This is a genomic window from Acinetobacter sp. WCHAc060006 (genome assembly GCF_004209135.1).
Taxonomy (GTDB): domain Bacteria; phylum Pseudomonadota; class Gammaproteobacteria; order Pseudomonadales; family Moraxellaceae; genus Acinetobacter; species Acinetobacter cumulans.
The window spans coordinates 60,668-76,999 of sequence record NZ_SGSS01000004.1; the positions used below are offsets into that span (position 1 = coordinate 60,668).

16 protein-coding genes, 1 pseudogene and 1 riboswitch are annotated in these 16,332 nt (G+C 38.4%); of the genes and pseudogenes, 7 read left to right on the forward strand and 10 right to left on the reverse strand.

Annotation, left to right across the window (positions count from 1 at the left end; genetic code table 11):
• Positions 1 to 21: 21 nt before the first annotated feature.
• The 3 genes and pseudogenes from EXE29_RS03820 to EXE29_RS03830 form a co-directional block, all read right to left on the reverse strand.
• Positions 22 to 1,316, reverse strand: a pseudogene (locus EXE29_RS03820) (acyl-CoA dehydrogenase family protein).
• 225 nt (positions 1,317 to 1,541) lie between these two features.
• Entirely contained in the window at positions 1,542 to 2,915 is a 1,374-nt protein-coding gene (locus EXE29_RS03825) for an ABC1 kinase family protein (protein WP_120363972.1), read from the reverse strand.
• 145 nt (positions 2,916 to 3,060) lie between these two features.
• Positions 3,061 to 3,366, reverse strand: coding sequence for a hypothetical protein (locus EXE29_RS03830; RefSeq protein ID WP_106984950.1), 306 nt, complete (start codon positions 3,364 to 3,366; stop codon positions 3,061 to 3,063).
• Between the two features lie 152 nt (positions 3,367 to 3,518).
• On the opposite strand from EXE29_RS03830, the gene EXE29_RS03835 reads away from it, so the two are divergent.
• From EXE29_RS03835 to EXE29_RS03850, 4 genes are all read left to right on the forward strand, one after another.
• Positions 3,519 to 3,914, forward strand: a complete 396-nt coding sequence (locus EXE29_RS03835) for a lysozyme inhibitor LprI family protein (RefSeq protein ID WP_106984951.1) — start codon at positions 3,519 to 3,521, stop codon at positions 3,912 to 3,914.
• 72 nt (positions 3,915 to 3,986) lie between these two features.
• Positions 3,987 to 4,997: a 50S ribosomal protein L3 N(5)-glutamine methyltransferase gene (gene prmB / locus EXE29_RS03840; RefSeq protein ID WP_106984952.1), complete on the forward strand. Its 1,011-nt coding sequence runs from the start codon at positions 3,987 to 3,989 to the stop codon at positions 4,995 to 4,997.
• 13 nt (positions 4,998 to 5,010) lie between these two features.
• A complete protein-coding gene (gene aroC / locus EXE29_RS03845) occupies positions 5,011 to 6,096 on the forward strand; it encodes a chorismate synthase (RefSeq protein ID WP_106984953.1) in 1,086 nt (361 codons plus the stop codon).
• A gap of 145 nt (positions 6,097 to 6,241) precedes the next feature.
• Entirely contained in the window at positions 6,242 to 6,793 is a 552-nt protein-coding gene (locus EXE29_RS03850) for a GNAT family N-acetyltransferase (protein ID WP_120363971.1), read from the forward strand.
• A gap of 140 nt (positions 6,794 to 6,933) precedes the next feature.
• Here EXE29_RS03850 and EXE29_RS03855 read toward each other — a convergent pair whose 3' ends face one another.
• Entirely contained in the window at positions 6,934 to 7,467 is a 534-nt protein-coding gene (locus tag EXE29_RS03855; protein WP_117006716.1) for a hypothetical protein, read from the reverse strand.
• 251 nt (positions 7,468 to 7,718) lie between these two features.
• Positions 7,719 to 8,447 (reverse strand): hypothetical protein, encoded by a 729-nt coding sequence (locus tag EXE29_RS03860; RefSeq protein WP_228198703.1) that lies wholly within the window; start codon positions 8,445 to 8,447, stop codon positions 7,719 to 7,721.
• 213 nt (positions 8,448 to 8,660) lie between these two features.
• Positions 8,661 to 8,752: riboswitch (glycine riboswitch) on the forward strand.
• 162 nt (positions 8,753 to 8,914) lie between these two features.
• Between EXE29_RS03860 and EXE29_RS03865 the strand changes: the two genes are divergently transcribed.
• Positions 8,915 to 10,159, forward strand: a complete 1,245-nt coding sequence (locus EXE29_RS03865; RefSeq protein ID WP_120363969.1) for a D-amino acid dehydrogenase — start codon at positions 8,915 to 8,917, stop codon at positions 10,157 to 10,159.
• Between the two features lie 145 nt (positions 10,160 to 10,304).
• Here EXE29_RS03865 and EXE29_RS03870 read toward each other — a convergent pair whose 3' ends face one another.
• Positions 10,305 to 10,952 carry an A1S_1983 family putative colistin resistance protein gene (locus tag EXE29_RS03870; protein ID WP_120363968.1) on the reverse strand — a complete coding sequence of 216 codons (648 nt, stop codon included), beginning with the start codon at positions 10,950 to 10,952 and terminating at the stop codon, positions 10,305 to 10,307.
• Between the two features lie 99 nt (positions 10,953 to 11,051).
• On the opposite strand from EXE29_RS03870, the gene ispF reads away from it, so the two are divergent.
• Complete coding sequence (gene ispF, locus EXE29_RS03875) at positions 11,052 to 11,540, forward strand: 2-C-methyl-D-erythritol 2,4-cyclodiphosphate synthase (RefSeq protein ID WP_106984959.1); 489 nt, start codon at positions 11,052 to 11,054, stop codon at positions 11,538 to 11,540.
• Here the strand turns inward: ispF and EXE29_RS03880 are convergent.
• The 4 genes from EXE29_RS03880 to EXE29_RS03895 form a co-directional block, all read right to left on the reverse strand.
• Positions 11,528 to 12,052 (reverse strand): protein tyrosine phosphatase family protein, encoded by a 525-nt coding sequence (locus EXE29_RS03880; protein ID WP_106984960.1) that lies wholly within the window; start codon positions 12,050 to 12,052, stop codon positions 11,528 to 11,530. The genes ispF and EXE29_RS03880 overlap by 13 nt on opposite strands.
• A gap of 75 nt (positions 12,053 to 12,127) precedes the next feature.
• Positions 12,128 to 13,219, reverse strand: coding sequence for a 3-deoxy-7-phosphoheptulonate synthase (locus EXE29_RS03885; protein ID WP_165382478.1), 1,092 nt, complete (start codon positions 13,217 to 13,219; stop codon positions 12,128 to 12,130).
• 127 nt (positions 13,220 to 13,346) lie between these two features.
• The gene (locus tag EXE29_RS03890; RefSeq protein ID WP_120363967.1) at positions 13,347 to 14,255 is read right to left on the reverse strand and encodes a sulfite exporter TauE/SafE family protein; all 909 of its coding nucleotides are present in this window, start codon (positions 14,253 to 14,255) and stop codon (positions 13,347 to 13,349) included.
• A 134-nt stretch (positions 14,256 to 14,389) separates the two neighbouring features.
• Entirely contained in the window at positions 14,390 to 14,986 is a 597-nt protein-coding gene (locus tag EXE29_RS03895) for a hypothetical protein (protein ID WP_130125644.1), read from the reverse strand.
• A gap of 116 nt (positions 14,987 to 15,102) precedes the next feature.
• Here EXE29_RS03895 and lpxB point away from each other — a divergent pair, with 116 nt between their 5' ends.
• The gene (lpxB, locus tag EXE29_RS03900) at positions 15,103 to 16,281 is read left to right on the forward strand and encodes a lipid-A-disaccharide synthase (RefSeq protein ID WP_120363966.1); all 1,179 of its coding nucleotides are present in this window, start codon (positions 15,103 to 15,105) and stop codon (positions 16,279 to 16,281) included.
• Positions 16,282 to 16,332: the final 51 nt, after the last annotated feature.

A 16,332-nucleotide genomic window follows, 5' to 3' on the forward strand; every position in this document is an offset into this window, starting at 1 on the left:
ACGGTGTCCTTGTCTTATCTTTTATGCATGTAGGCCAGATTGCATGATGGCTACGGCACGTAAATCACGATACCAACGCTCTACAGGATGCTCTTTGGTAAAACCATGACCCCCTAAAATTTGCACACTATCCGTACCTATTTTCATTGATTTTTCGGCACACAGTAGACGCGCTAAATATGCTTCACGATGGAAAGGCTGCCCTGATTCTGCAAGGCTAGCTGCATTCAGTAACAGCATGCGCATAGCATCAATTTCAATGGCCATATCGGCAATCATAAAAGCGACACTTTGACGATGAGAAATAGGCTCACCAAAAGCCAAGCGGTCATTGGCATATTCAATGCAGTACTCTTTAGCTGCTGTGCATGTACCAATAGCAAGTGCACACCACATTAAATTGCCTAAATCTAAAAAGGCCGTGTAATTAAAGTCATTGTCAGACAGACGCTCAGCAGGACTATTTTCAAAATATAAGGTTACTGTCTCTGCAGGTTTTAGGCCCATTGCAGGTGATTTTTTCATTTGAATTGATGGGTGGCGGGGCACAACAAAAACTTCGGGTTGGCCATTTAACATTGCACTCACAAGCAAAATATCAGCAGATTGCCCTAAGAGAACGGCAGTTTTTTCACCGCTAATACTGTATTGGCCATTCTGATCGGTTGCTTGAGTTTTAAGTTGGAATGGATTAAAGGCGGGGGTATTTTCTTGAACAGCAAAAGTGGCTTTAAGTTCAGAGTCTTCACTAAAAGCGGTGAGATATTTAGCCTGAACTTCAGCAGATCCCCATTGAGTCAGTGCATTTATGACGCTAAAGCTGGAGAGGAGTCCAGCACATAAACTAAAGTCGCCATGTGCGAGGTGCTCTGCAATCAGTAGGTTGGTCACAATATTTTTTCAGTCGCAACACCACCAAGGCTTTCAGGTAAAGCATAAAAATTTAACCCTAGGTCTGTACTGTGTTGCCAAAGCTGTTGTGGAAAGAGTTCATCATGATTGACTTGTTGAGCGAGTGGGCGTAAGACCTCGCTGGCAAACTGTCTCATAGCATCACTGAGCATTTGTTGTTCTTCACTCAAGCTTAAATCAAACAGCGATTTTTCTTGATTGGGAAGGCGTTGTTTATTGATCTTAGCTTGGGGTTTAAATATTTTTTGTGTTTGGTTGAGGGTTTTGAATCCAGCTTTTGAACCTTGATAGAGTGACTTTTCAAGAAACTTTCGAAGTTTAAGCTGATCTAATACTTCGCTTCCTGCAATTTTTGTAATAAGCGATAACCCAAATCCTTGAGCCTTATTTACCATGTTGGTCATACTGATTATTCCTAAGCGCAAATTTTATGCTTATTTTTATGCTGACATTTGCGTTTTAAAAAAACTATGTCAGTTTTGACATTGTTTATTGACTAAGATAAACGGTCAGTATGGGCTTGAATTGATATTTAATAGATTGATTTTTATTTATTTAAAAATTATTTAGAAAACTTCATTTACTGATAAATTGGCTTGAATGACATTGCATCATTCAAGCCTGAATCATTATTGATACTTTTGGATCATGTTACGTACATTAGTTTTTGCTTCAATAACCGTCATAAAAGTATATGCACCGATAAATTTACGACTGATAAACATAAATTCTTTCGGTGGAATACTGAAGTAACGTGATGCCATAGATTTAGAAGCTCGTTGCATAACACGACTATGCAATTGGCTTTTTTTCCAATCGTAGCGTAAATGCTCATCCATTACACCAGCTGGCAAATCAGGATTGTTTAAGGGACTACTAAATGCTTCTGTTGCCAGCAAAAACACTTTGGCCATATCTGGTTTAATACTCAGAGGCATTGCATCAAAAAACTCATATCCAGTCATCGCTTCAACCATTTCAGCGGCATCATGATGATAACCAGCTTCAATTAAATTACGCGCAACTTTTAATAAATTGGCATCAAATTGGCGGATAGCACCAAAATCAAGTAACACAATTTTATCTTGTACTTGTGCGCCATCACCTAAGCGAACCAAATAGTTACCAAAATTTGGGTCAGTTTGCATTTCACCCCATTCGAATATTTCACGAACGGCAATTTCAAGGGATGCTTCACCTAATGCATTACGACGCTCTTGTGGGAGTGACAGCATGACAGGGCTGTTGATAGGCACGCCACGCTCAAAAGTCATACATAAGACTTGATGTGTGCAGTAGTCATCGACAATCTGAGGAACAATGTAGCGCGGATCGTGATTTAAACGACTTGCAAAACGACGTGTAGTGTCCGCTTCAATTTTATAATTCACTTCACGATGCATCATTTCACGGACTTCTTCGAACCATTGATCGAATTCGCGTGTTTGAGGCACCATACGAGTGAGTTTCAGCATATTTTTAAATAAGTTCATATCTGAATCAATTGCATCTGCAACACCAGGATATTGAACTTTTAACACCAATTCCAAACCATCGGATTTACGGGTTGCACGATGAACTTGTGCCAAAGACGCAGTACCTAATGGTTCATGATCAATGGTCAGATCATTTAATTTTGAACCTAGCTGTGCTTCAAGCTGAGTTTTAATTGCTGGCCATGCCAAAGCCACAGTTTGGTTATTAAGCGTATTTAGAGCTTGAGTAATTTCTTCAGGTAAAAAATGCTCGCCATATAAAGCCATCATTTGGCCAATTTTAACAATAGAGCCTTTAAGTTTGCCAATTTCTGCGACCAGATACTCAGCTTGTTCTTTCATGGCTTTTTTGCGTTTACGTTCTTTTTCTTCTTCACTTGAGAACATTGTGCTTGCACTTGAGGCAGCCCAGCGCGTACCAGCCAGTAAAGAGGCTTTCGCAATCGATAAGCGTCGATCCATGGAGGAGGTTTTCAATTGTTTAAGCTTATCGTTCTGATCTGACATTTAAACTTAATCCTGTTCAACAGTTCGCAGAAAAATTCATTGTAGCGAATCTTACATGGTCTGCACGTATTAAAAAAGTTCAACATGCTGAATTTACAGTGTAGTTATGCAACTGAAAATTCTAAAAATAAGAGAATAAAAGACTTTAGAGCCTAAATTTAATTTTGACATCAAATTTTTGTTGCAGCTCAGTGCGGTGCAATTCGATGTGTTGTTTTATCAGTTGCTGTATAGAAGGCTCCATAAAGCCTTTGGCATAACCTTTTATGAGAATAATACTCGGTAAACTAAAGAATAATGATTTTGCATCTTCAAGATTAGCATTTTCAAAGATACCTAAGTCGTTTAAGAGTTGTTGAAAAAATACTTTTTCAGCATTAACGCGAGGTGTATGTGCGTCATTCCAGTAATTTTGACGCATTGCCATAAGATTGTTGTGCTTGTAGCTCATGTTTCATCTATTGTGGTGACCATAATCTATATAATGAAGTTAAATTTTTAATTTTCAATCATGCTTTATTGAAAGCATTTTAAATATAAATCTAAGATGATATAAAGGCAGAATAATTTTATAACTATTTATTTTTGTATGGGGACGGAGTCATGAAAAAGCGCTTAACACAAGGTTTGTTAATTGCATGTGCTGGTTGGTCCGTGAATGCATTCGCATTAGGTTATACCGGCGATTTTGAGGCATGTATGAGAAAGGCTCAAAGTCAATCCAATCTTATTAATACCTGTCAAATTAAAGAATATAAAGCGCAAAATAAAAGAATGAAAAAGCTTTTAAAAATAACATTAAAAACAACTGCAGATAGTGAGCAAGCGTTGGTAACGCAGTCTCAAGAGGTATGGTTACAGCGTCGCGATAACGCATGTAATATTAAAAATAAAAAAGCGAAAGAGTTTTTGATTTCAAATTCAAGTTGTGCGGTTCAAATGACAATGTCACATGCTGATATGATGGAAGTACGATTGCACAATAAAAATATGAAATGATTTTCCCAAAAAAACCATGAAAACTAAGGTATCATAGGGCGTTTTAAAAATATGACCTTGGAGACGCCTTAAGTGGATCGACCGACTATTAGCCCTGAACATTTGCAGGAAGCTGCTGAAAATTTATCCACCATTCGAGATTACATTCGTTTTGGTGTAACAGCATTACGTCAATACGATGCACATTTAGGTCAAGGTACAGAAGACTATTTTGCTGAAAGTTCTGCACTGGTTTTGCAAACACTGTCATTAGACTGGAATGCGGATGCTGAAATTTTAGATGCGAAAGTTTTGCCAAGCGAAGCCGCTGAGTTTTTAGCTTTACTTGAACGTCGTATTAATGAAAAAGTGCCAACTTCATACTTGTTAAATTTGGCATATTTCTATGGCAAGCCATTCTATGTTGATGAGCGTGTACTTATTCCACGTTCACCTATTGCTGAGCTTATTGAAAACCGTTTTGCGCCATATTGCTTAGGTGAAAATGCTCAAATGGGCGCAGCTGTTAATAATTTACCTGAAAATCCAAATCCAAAAACGCCACAGCGCATTTTAGATATGTGTACGGGTTCTGGCTGTATTGCTATTGCTTTAGCTTATGCTTATCCAGATGCAGAAGTAGATGCTACGGATATTTCTAAAGAAGCTTTAGAAGTAGCATCAATTAATGCAGAGCATCACAACAAGCAATACCAAGTGGCTTTGCTTGAATCTGATTTATTTGCAAAAATTCCTGCAGAAAATCAATATGATTTAATCGTATCAAATCCACCTTATGTGGATGCTGAAGATATGGCTGACTTGCCAGATGAATTCCATCATGAGCCAGAACTTGCATTAGCTGCTGGCCAAGATGGTTTAGACTTGGTGCGCAAAATGTTGGCACAGGCAGCAGATTACCTCACGGAAGATGGCTTGATCGTAATTGAAGTAGGTAACTCTGAATGGGCAATGCGCCAAAACTTCAACACAGTTGATTTCTACTGGTTGCAGTTCCAAAAAGGCGGTACGGGTATCTTTGCTTTAACTGCACAGCAATGCCGTACATTCCGAGATTTATTTATTCAATCTATTCAAGCATAAGGAGTCGTTTGACATGGCAGGTAATAGTATAGGGCAACTGTTCCGTGTAACGACTTGTGGTGAATCTCATGGCGTTGGTCTTATGGCCATCGTTGATGGTGTACCACCGGGTATTGAATTAACTGAAGCTGATTTGCAGAAAGATTTAGACCGCCGTAAACCAGGGACATCTAAATTTGCAACACAGCGTAAAGAGCCAGATGAAGTTGAAATTATTTCAGGGGTTTTTGAGGGTAAAACCACTGGCACTTCAATAGGCTTGCTTATTCGCAATACTGACCAAAAATCGAAGGATTATGGCAATATTGCGCAAACTTTCCGCCCAGGTCATGCAGACTATACCTATACCCAAAAGTATGGTTTCCGTGACTACCGTGGCGGTGGCCGTTCAAGTGCACGCGAAACAGCAATGCGAGTTGCTGCTGGTGCAATTGCTAAAAAGTTCTTGCTTGAAAAGTTTGGCATTGAAATTCGCGGTCATGTAACACAAATTGGAACTGAAAAAGCTGAAAAATTGGATTGGAATGAAGTTCCAAATAATCCATTTTTCTGCGGTGATGCTGATGCAGTACCTCGTTTCGAAGCTTTAGTGACATCACTGCGCGAGCAAGGGACTAGCTGTGGCGCAAAGCTTGAGATCATTGCGACTCAAGTGCCAGTGGGCTGGGGTGAACCTGTATTTGACCGCTTAGATGCTGATATTGCCCATGCCATGATGTCTATTAATGCTGTAAAAGGCGTTGAAATTGGCGATGGTTTTGCTGTTGCTGAGCAGTTTGGGCATGAAACACGTGATGAATTAACCACTGAAGGTTTCTTAGCGAACCATGCAGGTGGTATTTTAGGTGGTATTTCAAGTGGTCAAGATATTCGTGTCTCTATTGCTTTAAAACCTACAGCGTCAATTACTACGCCAGGTAAAACCATTACGATCAATCGTGAAGATACAGATGTTCTAACCAAAGGTCGTCATGACCCATGCGTAGGTGTACGTGCAACACCGATTGCAGAAGCTATGCTTGCAATTGTACTTATGGATCATTTCATGCGTAATCGTGCGCAGAATGCTGATGTAGTCGCACCATTTGAACCTATTTAAATATTCGCTTCTAAAAAACCAGACTTCGGTCTGGTTTTTTTAATTTAAATATAGATTAAAAGTCAATTCACGATATATTGCTACTCAGTCGTATCAATAAAAATACTAAAAATCATTGTCTAATATAATTATATGCAGGCCCATAATGAATACATTTCGTCGTGCAGAATCGAACGATATTCAGAATTTAGTTGTTTTAATTAATCAAGCCTATCGTGAAAATCTGGGGCGGAGTTGGACCAATGAACAGCATATTATTCAAGGTCAGCGTATACAGCCACAACAGTTGGAAAGTTTATTAACTGATCCATATTTTGAATTATGGGTATGTGAAAAATCTACAGATGATCTTTCGAAACAACACAATATGCTTTTAGGTTGTATTGGCTTAACACATGACCAAGATGATGTAAGCCAGTTAGAAATTGGCACATTTGCAGTGCAACCAGACTATCAAAATCAGGGTTTAGGCCGTCAATTTTTAACGTTTATAGAGCAACATATCCATCAGAGGTATAGTGAAGTTCACACTATAAATATGTATGTATTAAATGTTCGTCACTCTTTGATTGCATTTTATGAACGAGCAGGCTATCAGCAGAGTGGATATACGGAAGTTTATCCTACGGATCTTGATGTGGGTATTCCTGCTGTAGAGGTTCATTTAATTCATTTACAAAAAAATCTCTTAGAATAAACCAGGTCTGTTTGATTCAATTTTAAAGATGAAATGATGATATATAAAAATAACAGTGAGCAAAAAAAAAGCGTATCCGAAGATACGCAAATGTCTGATTAAAAGACACAAAGTGGAGAGTTTTAAGCCGCTATTGGTTATTAGTAAGCACGACGGAATAAACGGAATGCATCAGATTGTTTATTTGGGCTAAGCATATCGCGTGTGATATCACCTTGGTTGGTACTAATCACTACTTGGATATTCTTGGCTTGATTGATTTGACTAAACAAATTACTCGGAACTTCGGCATTATTTGTAGACTCATAAATGCCTGAATTATTAATATTACGTGTAGTTGTTGCGCCAATGGTGCTAAATGAGCGCGTTTTACCATCTACAATAAAAGTAAATTCTTTTAAATCATACTGCTGTCGATCATATAAATGGAATGAAACATTGTATTGACCTTGATTTTTATTCCAATCAATATCTAGTTCAGGACAAACTTCATTGCTATTACAAGTTAATTGCCCACGAGTATTTACACGAGTAATGTCATTTTTAGAGTTATCAACATTGCTATCACCTTTAATCAGGGAAGCAGGGTTGTTATCTTTAGATTTGCCAGTTGGAATTGCAATACACCCAGAGAGTAAAGCTGTTACAAGTGCTAATCCTAGTAAATTTTTCATTTTGAGTTCCAAAACAATGTAATTTTTATAGAGCGATTATTTGAATCTATAAAAATAATCACATATTTTTTATAAAAAGTAAAATAAATCACACTTTTCAATAATAATTGTATTAATCAAATAACTAAATTGATGATTTATTAAATTTTATTAAATTATATCGTCGTAAATATGTTGATTTTTATGGCACTTTGGAGAGAATTGTGTTCAACATTGCCATATCAAAGCAGTATTTTTTGAGAGTTATTATATTATTTAAACTCTAAGTTTCTTATTTTATTGGATAAATTTATTTTTTCTTGATCTATTTTATATGCATTAGTGGTTTTTGAGAGCTGAGCCGGTGTTTTTTGTCCTAAAAAATATTGGATACGTTCACTATTTGCACCTGAAGGATGAGGGAATCCATCTAAAATTTGCCCTTCATTTAAATAGCCTAAGCTAGAAAGGTAATGTAAAACCTGCGCAACACTTAAACCCATGGGTATATATACAGCACTAGAGGAAAGTTGTTGAATCTCAGGGATCAAAAAACTATGAATATGTTGCTGTAAAAATTCATTTCTTAGCATATTAGGCGTAGAACCATTATAGTTTTGCCCTTTATTTAAAATGCAGTGTCTAAGTGCAGAAGTACTATGTAGCAAGTGTTGATTTTTTTCAAATAGTTGCTGTGAAGTTTCAATCCCAAGTTTATGTTGTAGCCCTACATAATCTAGCATTTGTACAATATTGCGGCGCATTGGACCACGAAATGCGCTTTCTGCTTTTATCTTTTGCAACAACGTTGCAGGGGGAATATTGCTTTCTAAACCTGTTTTTGCGACCTCAATTGCATGTTGCCACTGGGCTTTACCTGGGCAAATCCCTACAAAGATCACTTGAGCCATTGAATTGATTGCTTCAAATGGGGCGTAATAGCTACTTAAATGACCTGATTGCCCAATTTTGAGATGATCTTGTAGATAAAGTTGCTCCAATGTATGACTTCGAATGGTGCAGGAAAAATCAGAAAATTGGTCATTTAAGATCATCGAGTATAAAAGTATATTAGGTTGAGCCGTTAATTTATCGATTATTTGATTAAATAATCAAGGGCTTAGCATATTAAACTGGCCTTCTATACAAATAATGAACAAATTATGTGCTTTTAACACTTTTCGTTGGTACATAAATTGCTCATATTAAGATTACAAATTGCTGTAGGAGAGAAACGTAATACATGACGTTCGCCGAAGGAGCAAGGCCTCAGGAAACTCTCAGGCAAAAGGACTGCAGCAATTCAATATCTGGAGAGAAGCGAACAATAAAAAAGCGCTCACCGAAGGAGGAAGGTTTGTATGGCATGTGGCTGTATAAGCTGAAGCTCTCAGGTCGTCATCATCATGACGGAAGACAGATGAGGCACCCAATTTAAAGTGTAGAACATACATTTTAAGGAGGCGTTATGTGTCATATTGCAGTCGTTGGAGCAGGTATTACTGGGGTAACAACAGCCTATGAGTTAGCCTTACTTGGCTATCATGTTACAGTGATAGATAAGCACTTATATCCAGCAATGGAAACTTCTTTTGCTAATGGAGGACAGCTTTCAGCTTGCAATGCAGAGGTTTGGAATCAAAAAGCTACAGTGCTTAAAGGCATAAAATGGATGTCACAAAAGTCTGCACCATTATTGCTTAATCCAAGTTTTAGTATTCATAAATATGCATGGCTGATGGAGTTTTTGGGGAATATTAAACACTATAAAGAAAATACCCAAGAGACGGTAAGGTTGGCACTTTTGGCTCGGCAACGTTTGTTTGAAATTGCAGAAAAAGAAAACATTGATTTCAACTTGGAAAAGCGAGGGATTCTACATTTTTATCATAATCAAGCAGATTATGATGTGGCGATTGGCGTGAATGACATGCTGTGCCAAGGTGGTTTAGAGCGTTATGCCGTAAGTAATGATGAAATCAAGCAGATTGAGCCAGCCTTAACTGGGGATTATTATGCGGGTTTTTATTGCCCAGGCGATGCCACAGGAGATATTCATAAATTTACCACTGGGCTGGCTGAGGTTACCCGTAAGCATGGTGTGAACTATAAATTTGGTTATGAAGTCACATCTATTCAGCACCATCAAAGTGGTGTGAGTTTAGCTTTAAAGGCGAGTGACGAAAATATGGAAGGCTCAGATGCTGAGCCAACGACATTAGAGTTTGATGCCTTGGTAGTATGTGGTGGTGTTGGAAGCTATCAATTGGCAGAAATGTTAGGTGACCGCGTAAACGTTTATCCAGTAAAGGGTTATTCCATTACCGTTGAACTGAGGGACGAAGCCAGCCAGAAACATGCACCTTGGGTAAGTTTACTTGATGAAAGTGCAAAAATTGTGACTTCTCGATTGGGCGTAGATCGCTTAAGAGTAGCGGGCACAGCAGAATTTAATGGTTATAATCGAGATATACGTTCTGATCGAATTCAGCCTTTGGTCGATTGGGTAAATCGAAATTTTGAACTCTCGACAGAGTTTTCTGTGCCGTGGGCGGGGTTAAGACCGATGATGCCCAATATGATGCCAATCGTTAATCGAGGCAAGCGTGAAAGGGTGTTTTATAACACTGGGCATGGGCATTTGGGTTGGACGCTTTCAGCGGCAACGGCAGCCATGATTAGTCAGCAAGTGGCGCATAGTCATCCTATTTAAATGCGCGATGAGACCTTTTAATTGAAATGAAGGGGATATAGAGGGATCTTGATTGCAAAACCATCTATATTTTTATAGCGATGGTAATGTGATGAGATCACTTTATATCCTTAATCATTTTTTAGGTGCAGAAGTTGCCTTTACATTAATCATAGAGGCGATAAATCCCTACGAATCGTTCACATCCTTTTTGTTTGCTCTGCACGGAAAGGATTGCTTTGCTGTAGCTGAACTGATATTTACAGTCATGTTCATTGTCTAAAATATCGTTTTTTTGATCTGGTGTAGTATAGGCTAGAAAGGGGATGATTTGTGTTTCAGCACGATTATTGGGATTACGATAAGACAAGCCTTCAATTTTAATACGATCTTTACTGAGTTGATGAACTTTAAGCTGGGTGAATGGTTGTGCAAATGTTCCGTGTTCAAATTTTAAATAATGCTGTGTTAGGCTTTGATTGAGTGAAACAAAAATATTGAGATCATCAGCGCGTAGCTCAAATTGTTGCTTATAACAATCGATACTTTTACATTGTTGTAATCGATTTTGCCAAATGTACTGCGTATCTTGAATGATACTTAAAGGCGCATCAGTGACTAAACTGGCCGTTAGATATAAATTGTCAAGTTTTTCACGTTGTGTGCTAAATGCTTCAGAGCACACTTTTTTGAGCGATGTTGTAGCTGGTATGCATTGAATTGCTTCAGCAAATGCCATAGGCGTGCAAAAATAGCCAAGGATGATGGCTAATCTAAAGTTTTTGATGATTTTTTTATCAGTTTTCAACAGCATGATCGCTTATACTTTCATTACGTTGCGCTTGACCTAACTATAGCGAAATAGAAAGCGTGAATACAAGATTCCAATCGTTTATTTCTAAGGAAACATAAGGTGGTTGCACAAATTCGTATCGGTCAGGGCCTAGATGTACATGCCTTTGAAGAAGGTAGCTTTGTTACATTGGCAGGCGTTCAAATTCCACATACACATGGTTTAAAGGCACACTCAGATGGTGATGTTGTGCTTCATGCCTTGTGTGATGCATTGTTAGGTGCATTGGCACTTGGAGATATTGGTCAGCATTTTCCAGACACAGATCCAAACTTTAAAGGTGCGGATAGTCGTGTATTACTGAAACATGTCTATCAATTGATATTAGATCGTGGTTATGTACTGAATAATGCGGATATTACGGTCGCTTGCGAACGCCCAAAATTAGCCAAGCATAATTTGACTATGCGTCAAAGCATTGCAGATGTATTAAATGTAGATGTAACACAAATCAGCGTAAAGGCAACGACCACTGAACAGTTAGGTTTCACTGGTCGTCAAGAAGGGATTTTATCCACCGCAACGGTGTTAATTTCTCACGCAAAATGATCTGGATGGATCATTGAGTACTGTAACTCTTGGGTTGATTTTCGACCTTGGAGTTGCACAGTTACAGCATGAATGAGTCCTGTCCACGTTGCATTAGGTTCCCAAATTTGATGCAAATATTCCTGCGCAGTTGGCATATCAATATTCATATAAAATTGGCGATATAAATACATCAGGCAACTGGCGCTAAAATTATCTGTGCAATGAACCCACACCATTTGTTCTTGTACCAAATGATCAATCATATCCAGTACCAATAAACATTGTGCGTCAGAAGGCGTATCTAGTGAAATTGGAATTTGAATGTAGTTGAGTCCCAGATCTAAACACAAATGATCTTCTTGTGGTAGATGGTTTGGCGCATCACTCAGTGCAAGGTTGATTACAGTGGTTACACCATATTCTTTAATGTGTTTGAGTTCTGCTTCTGAAGGTTGTCCTGAGCTAAATAAATGTTCATGAACAAACTGGAAGTGATCAATTTGAGTCAAACTATTTTCAATATCATTCATACGCTGTATTTAAAGTTCTAATCCCTTTTTACTATAGAGTAAAAACGCCATCTTGACGATGGCGTTTTGGATGACTTAGCGGTTTGGGAGCAACTCTTTAAGGGCTGCATCCATTTCCAATAAGACTTTTTCGGTGGTATCCCAATCAATACAACCATCTGTAACGGATTTACCGTACTCAAGATCGCATAAATTAGTTGGAATATCTTGGCGACCACCTTTTAAATGACTTTCAACCATAATACCTACGATTGATTTATTACCGTCTTGAATTTGTTCAGTAATATTTTTAAGTACTAAAGGCTGTAAGTACGGGTCTTTATTTGAGTTGGCATGGCTGGCATCAATCATGATTTTGCCACTTACTTTCGCTTTAGCTAAAGCAGCTTCTGCTTCCGCAACTGAACCTGCATCATAGTTTGGTTTACCATTACCACCACGCAATACTACATGTGCATAAGGGTTACCTTTGGTATTGATGACAGACACTTGACCATCTTCATTTAAGCCAAGGAAACTATGACCATGTTTTACGGATTGCATTGCATTGGTTGCCACAGTGAGGCCACCATCTGTACCGTTTTTAAAGCCTACAGGTGATGAAAGGCCAGATGACATTTCACGGTGAGTTTGGCTCTCAGTGGTACGTGCACCAATTGCAGACCAAGAAATTAAGTCTTGGTAATATTGTGGTGAGTTTGGATCGAGAGCTTCTGTAGCACAAGGTAAACCTTTTTCATTTAATTCGAGAAGTAATTGACGGCCTAAGCGTAAACCTTTCTCAATATTAAATGAGTCATTCATATCTGGGTCGTTGATTAAGCCTTTCCAACCGACTGTTGTACGTGGTTTTTCAAAATACACGCGCATCACGATATAAAGCGTATCTTTAACTTTTTCACTTAATACTTTAAGGCGATCTGCATATTCATGTGCCGCTTTAGTATCGTGAATAGAGCAAGGGCCAATCACCACAAATAAGCGTTTGTCTTGACCATCTAAAATATTACGAACAGTTTCACGGCCTTGTAACACGGTCTGATATGCTGTTTCAGTCAGTGGCAGTTCTGATTTTAATTGTGCTGGTGTTACGAGAGTCTGAATGCTTTTTACATTCACATCATCGATATCGTTTTGGGTAATAGAATTTGACTGTAAAGTATTCATTGCCGTCACTGGTTGTTCATACAAAAAGGTTGTTTCATGAACTGAATATAACATGAATGTACAGCTTCATTGTTATAAAAAAGATCAATAGGTCGGTTAAAAAAAAGTGATGAATCGTATGAGAAATTTAAACATTCACAGTTTTAATTTCTGCATGCGATGTACTTTGAATCATCATCGCTGTTTCAGGTTTTGCTACAGGTTTCGCTTTAACTGGATTGATCATAAAATTTACACCAAGTGCAAACAGGGTAATGCCCAAGATCTTACGAATCAGTTTTTCTGGTAAACGTGAACTAATAAGCGTACCTACTATAATCGCTGGGATTGAGCCACACAGTAACCAACCTAATAGATGGAAATCGACGTTACCTGATGTCATGTGTCCCATACCTGCAACAAAAGTCAGTAAAACTGCATGAACAACGTCTGAGCCAATAATGCGAATCATGGGTAAATTTGGAAACATGAGCACTAAGGCCATAATACCAAATGCACCAGCACCTACAGATGAAAGTGTAACGAAGATACCGAGCACAATCCCCATAATGACAATATAAAGACGCTTATTTTTGGCTTGAAAATTGACATTTTCTAAATCGGAGGTCATATCGTCTTGGGTATTGGCCTGACGGAATTTATTAAAGAAACGTTCAATATGGCCACGAAACATAATAGATAGGCCAGTCAAAGTCAGCATAAAGCCAAGTACTGTTGTGAGTACAGCTTTATAGCTACTTGATTGACTTAAGTAGGTGTCGAGTACCCAGTGTGTTGCAAAAGATGCTGGAATACTACCAACAGCAAGCCAAATGACGATTGGCCATACAATATTAAGTTTTTTGGCATGTACTAAAGAGCCACAAAATTTTGAAATTGCGGCATAAAGTAAGTCTGTACCAATGGCAATGTGAGGTTCTATTCGAAATAGGCTGATTAAAATTGGAGTCATCAGTGAGCCACCGCCTACGCCAGTAATACCGACACACAAACCAACTAAAACACCAGCCATAATAAATTCTAAAGGACCAAACATGTTTATATGCCATAATCAAAAAACGTGCTTATCTTATGACTTTTAAATATAAGCTGTTGTCTTGATTACTGATTTGCTTATGCAAAAAAAAGATAAAGCTACACGTGTAAAGCAAAAGGTCATTGGTAAAGCATTTATTTTGGAACTGAGTGAGACCGATGTCTTATTTTGAACCAAGAAGCCAGAGCCATATACAGCATATTTATGAGGAGAAGCATGCGGATGATGTGCGTGGATTGATACTGTGCTTGAAGCCACTGTTGCTGCTGTTGCGTTGTAGCATGGATGTGCCGCGCCGTAGCGGTGTGGTCAGTAACTAAACTCATCGCTTGAATAAAGACTTCTTTCTTTGAGCCTTTAGACAGCTGAAATGTTGTGCTGAGATAAATAAATTGCACGGATTGTATGTTGAGTTGCTGATGATGTGCTGCCGATTCACATAGTTGTTTGATTTCTGGTATTTGCCATGTACAACGTGCAAGGTATTTTTTATAGCCTTGTTGCAACACGATATTTTGTGTTTTCCCCAGATTGATTTGATTTTCAGGCTTTTTAAGCGCGAGATGTTCAATTTTTGTAGGCAACCACACGCTTGGTATGATTAAAAACGTGATTGCTTGAAGCAGAGCAGAAGCAATGACGAAGAGCGCAAAATACTTGAGTGTAAGTTGCCAGATTTGGCGTGCAGGCTGAATCAGCTCCTGATGTAACCATGTAGTTATTTTAGACAAAAGATTTCCTTTGTGCTCAATGAGATGGCGTATTGCGCTGTGCAACTTCATTTATAAAGAAATGTTTATGTTAGAATCAAGCACAATAATGATTTAGATAGACAAAGGATTAAATCTTGCAAAATCGGAAACTTAAAATTGGCATCGTTGTTGGGGAAGTGTCTGGCGATACCTTGGGCGCTAAACTAATCCGCCGTTTTCGTGAGCAAGGGATCGATGCAGAGTTTGAAGGCATTGGTGGCCCGCAAATGATTGCAGAAGGCTTTAAAAGTTATTATCCGATGGATATTTTATCGGTGATGGGGATTGTTGAAGTTTTAAAAGATATTAAAAAGTTATTTGCAGTTCGCGACGGTTTAGTCGAAACATGGAGAAAAAATCCCGTTGATGTTTTTATTGGGATTGACGCACCAGATTTTAATTTGCGTTTATCCAAGAGCCTAAAGCAAAAGCAACTACCGATTAAAACTGTGCAGTACGTTAGCCCTTCAGTGTGGGCATGGCGACAAGGGCGTGTGCATGGTATTAAAGCCAGCATTGATTTGGTGCTGTGCTTATTTCCATTTGAAAAAGCATTTTATAAAAAATGGGATGTGCCAGCCGCATTTGTGGGACATCCACTTGCTAGCCAATTGCCTTTACAAAACCCGATTGCTGAAGCTAAGGCAGAGTTGGGCTTAGCGCAAAATCAAAAGCATATTGCACTTTTGCCTGGGAGTCGTCGTGGTGAAATTGAGCGCTTAGGACCGTTGGTACTTGATGCTGCACAAATTTTAATGCACAAACACCCAGATTATGAGTTTTTAATTCCAGCGATTAATGATGCACGTAAACAGCAAATTGAAGCCTTACTAGAAAAATATCCAGCGCCTCTTAAAGCAAAAATTCATTTGTTGGAAAATACAGATACTGAATCTAAAATTGGTCGTCAGGTGATGAATGCATCAAATATTGTCGCTTTAGCCTCGGGGACAGCGACCTTAGAAGCAATGTTGCTACACCGACCAATGGTCACTTTCTATCAGTTAAATACTCTCACGTATTGGATCGCCAAGCTATTGGTTAAAATACCGTATTATTCACTGCCGAATATTATTGCGGGTAAAAAAGTCATTCAGGAATTGATTCAAAAAGATGCAACAGCAGCAAAACTAGCAACTGAAATTGAACGCTTGATGGATATAGAAACAGCACAAATTCAAGCAATGCAACATATTACGATGCATAAACAGCTTTTGTCTGGTAACAGTGAAGACCCTGTTGCTGCAATTTTATCGATGTTAGAAACTGCTTGATTAAGAGTGAGAAACTATACAAATTAGGATAGTCAGAAACATAAGAGTTTA

Coding starts and splice junctions, on each gene's coding strand:
- EXE29_RS03830 (WP_106984950.1), bottom strand. CDS start 3,366: ATGAGCTACAAGCACAACAATCTTATGGCAATGCGTCAAAATTACTGG.
- EXE29_RS03855 (WP_117006716.1), bottom strand. CDS start 7,467: ATGAAAAATTTACTAGGATTAGCACTTGTAACAGCTTTACTCTCTGGG.
- EXE29_RS03880 (WP_106984960.1), bottom strand. CDS start 12,052: ATGAATGATATTGAAAATAGTTTGACTCAAATTGATCACTTCCAGTTT.
- EXE29_RS03870 (WP_120363968.1), bottom strand. CDS start 10,952: ATGCTGTTGAAAACTGATAAAAAAATCATCAAAAACTTTAGATTAGCC.
- aroC (WP_106984953.1), top strand. CDS start 5,011: ATGGCAGGTAATAGTATAGGGCAACTGTTCCGTGTAACGACTTGTGGT.
- EXE29_RS03825 (WP_120363972.1), bottom strand. CDS start 2,915: ATGTCAGATCAGAACGATAAGCTTAAACAATTGAAAACCTCCTCCATG.
- EXE29_RS03865 (WP_120363969.1), top strand. CDS start 8,915: ATGTGTCATATTGCAGTCGTTGGAGCAGGTATTACTGGGGTAACAACA.
- EXE29_RS03835 (WP_106984951.1), top strand. CDS start 3,519: ATGAAAAAGCGCTTAACACAAGGTTTGTTAATTGCATGTGCTGGTTGG.
- EXE29_RS03850 (WP_120363971.1), top strand. CDS start 6,242: ATGAATACATTTCGTCGTGCAGAATCGAACGATATTCAGAATTTAGTT.
- EXE29_RS03890 (WP_120363967.1), bottom strand. CDS start 14,255: ATGTTTGGTCCTTTAGAATTTATTATGGCTGGTGTTTTAGTTGGTTTG.
- EXE29_RS03885 (WP_165382478.1), bottom strand. CDS start 13,219: ATGAATACTTTACAGTCAAATTCTATTACCCAAAACGATATCGATGAT.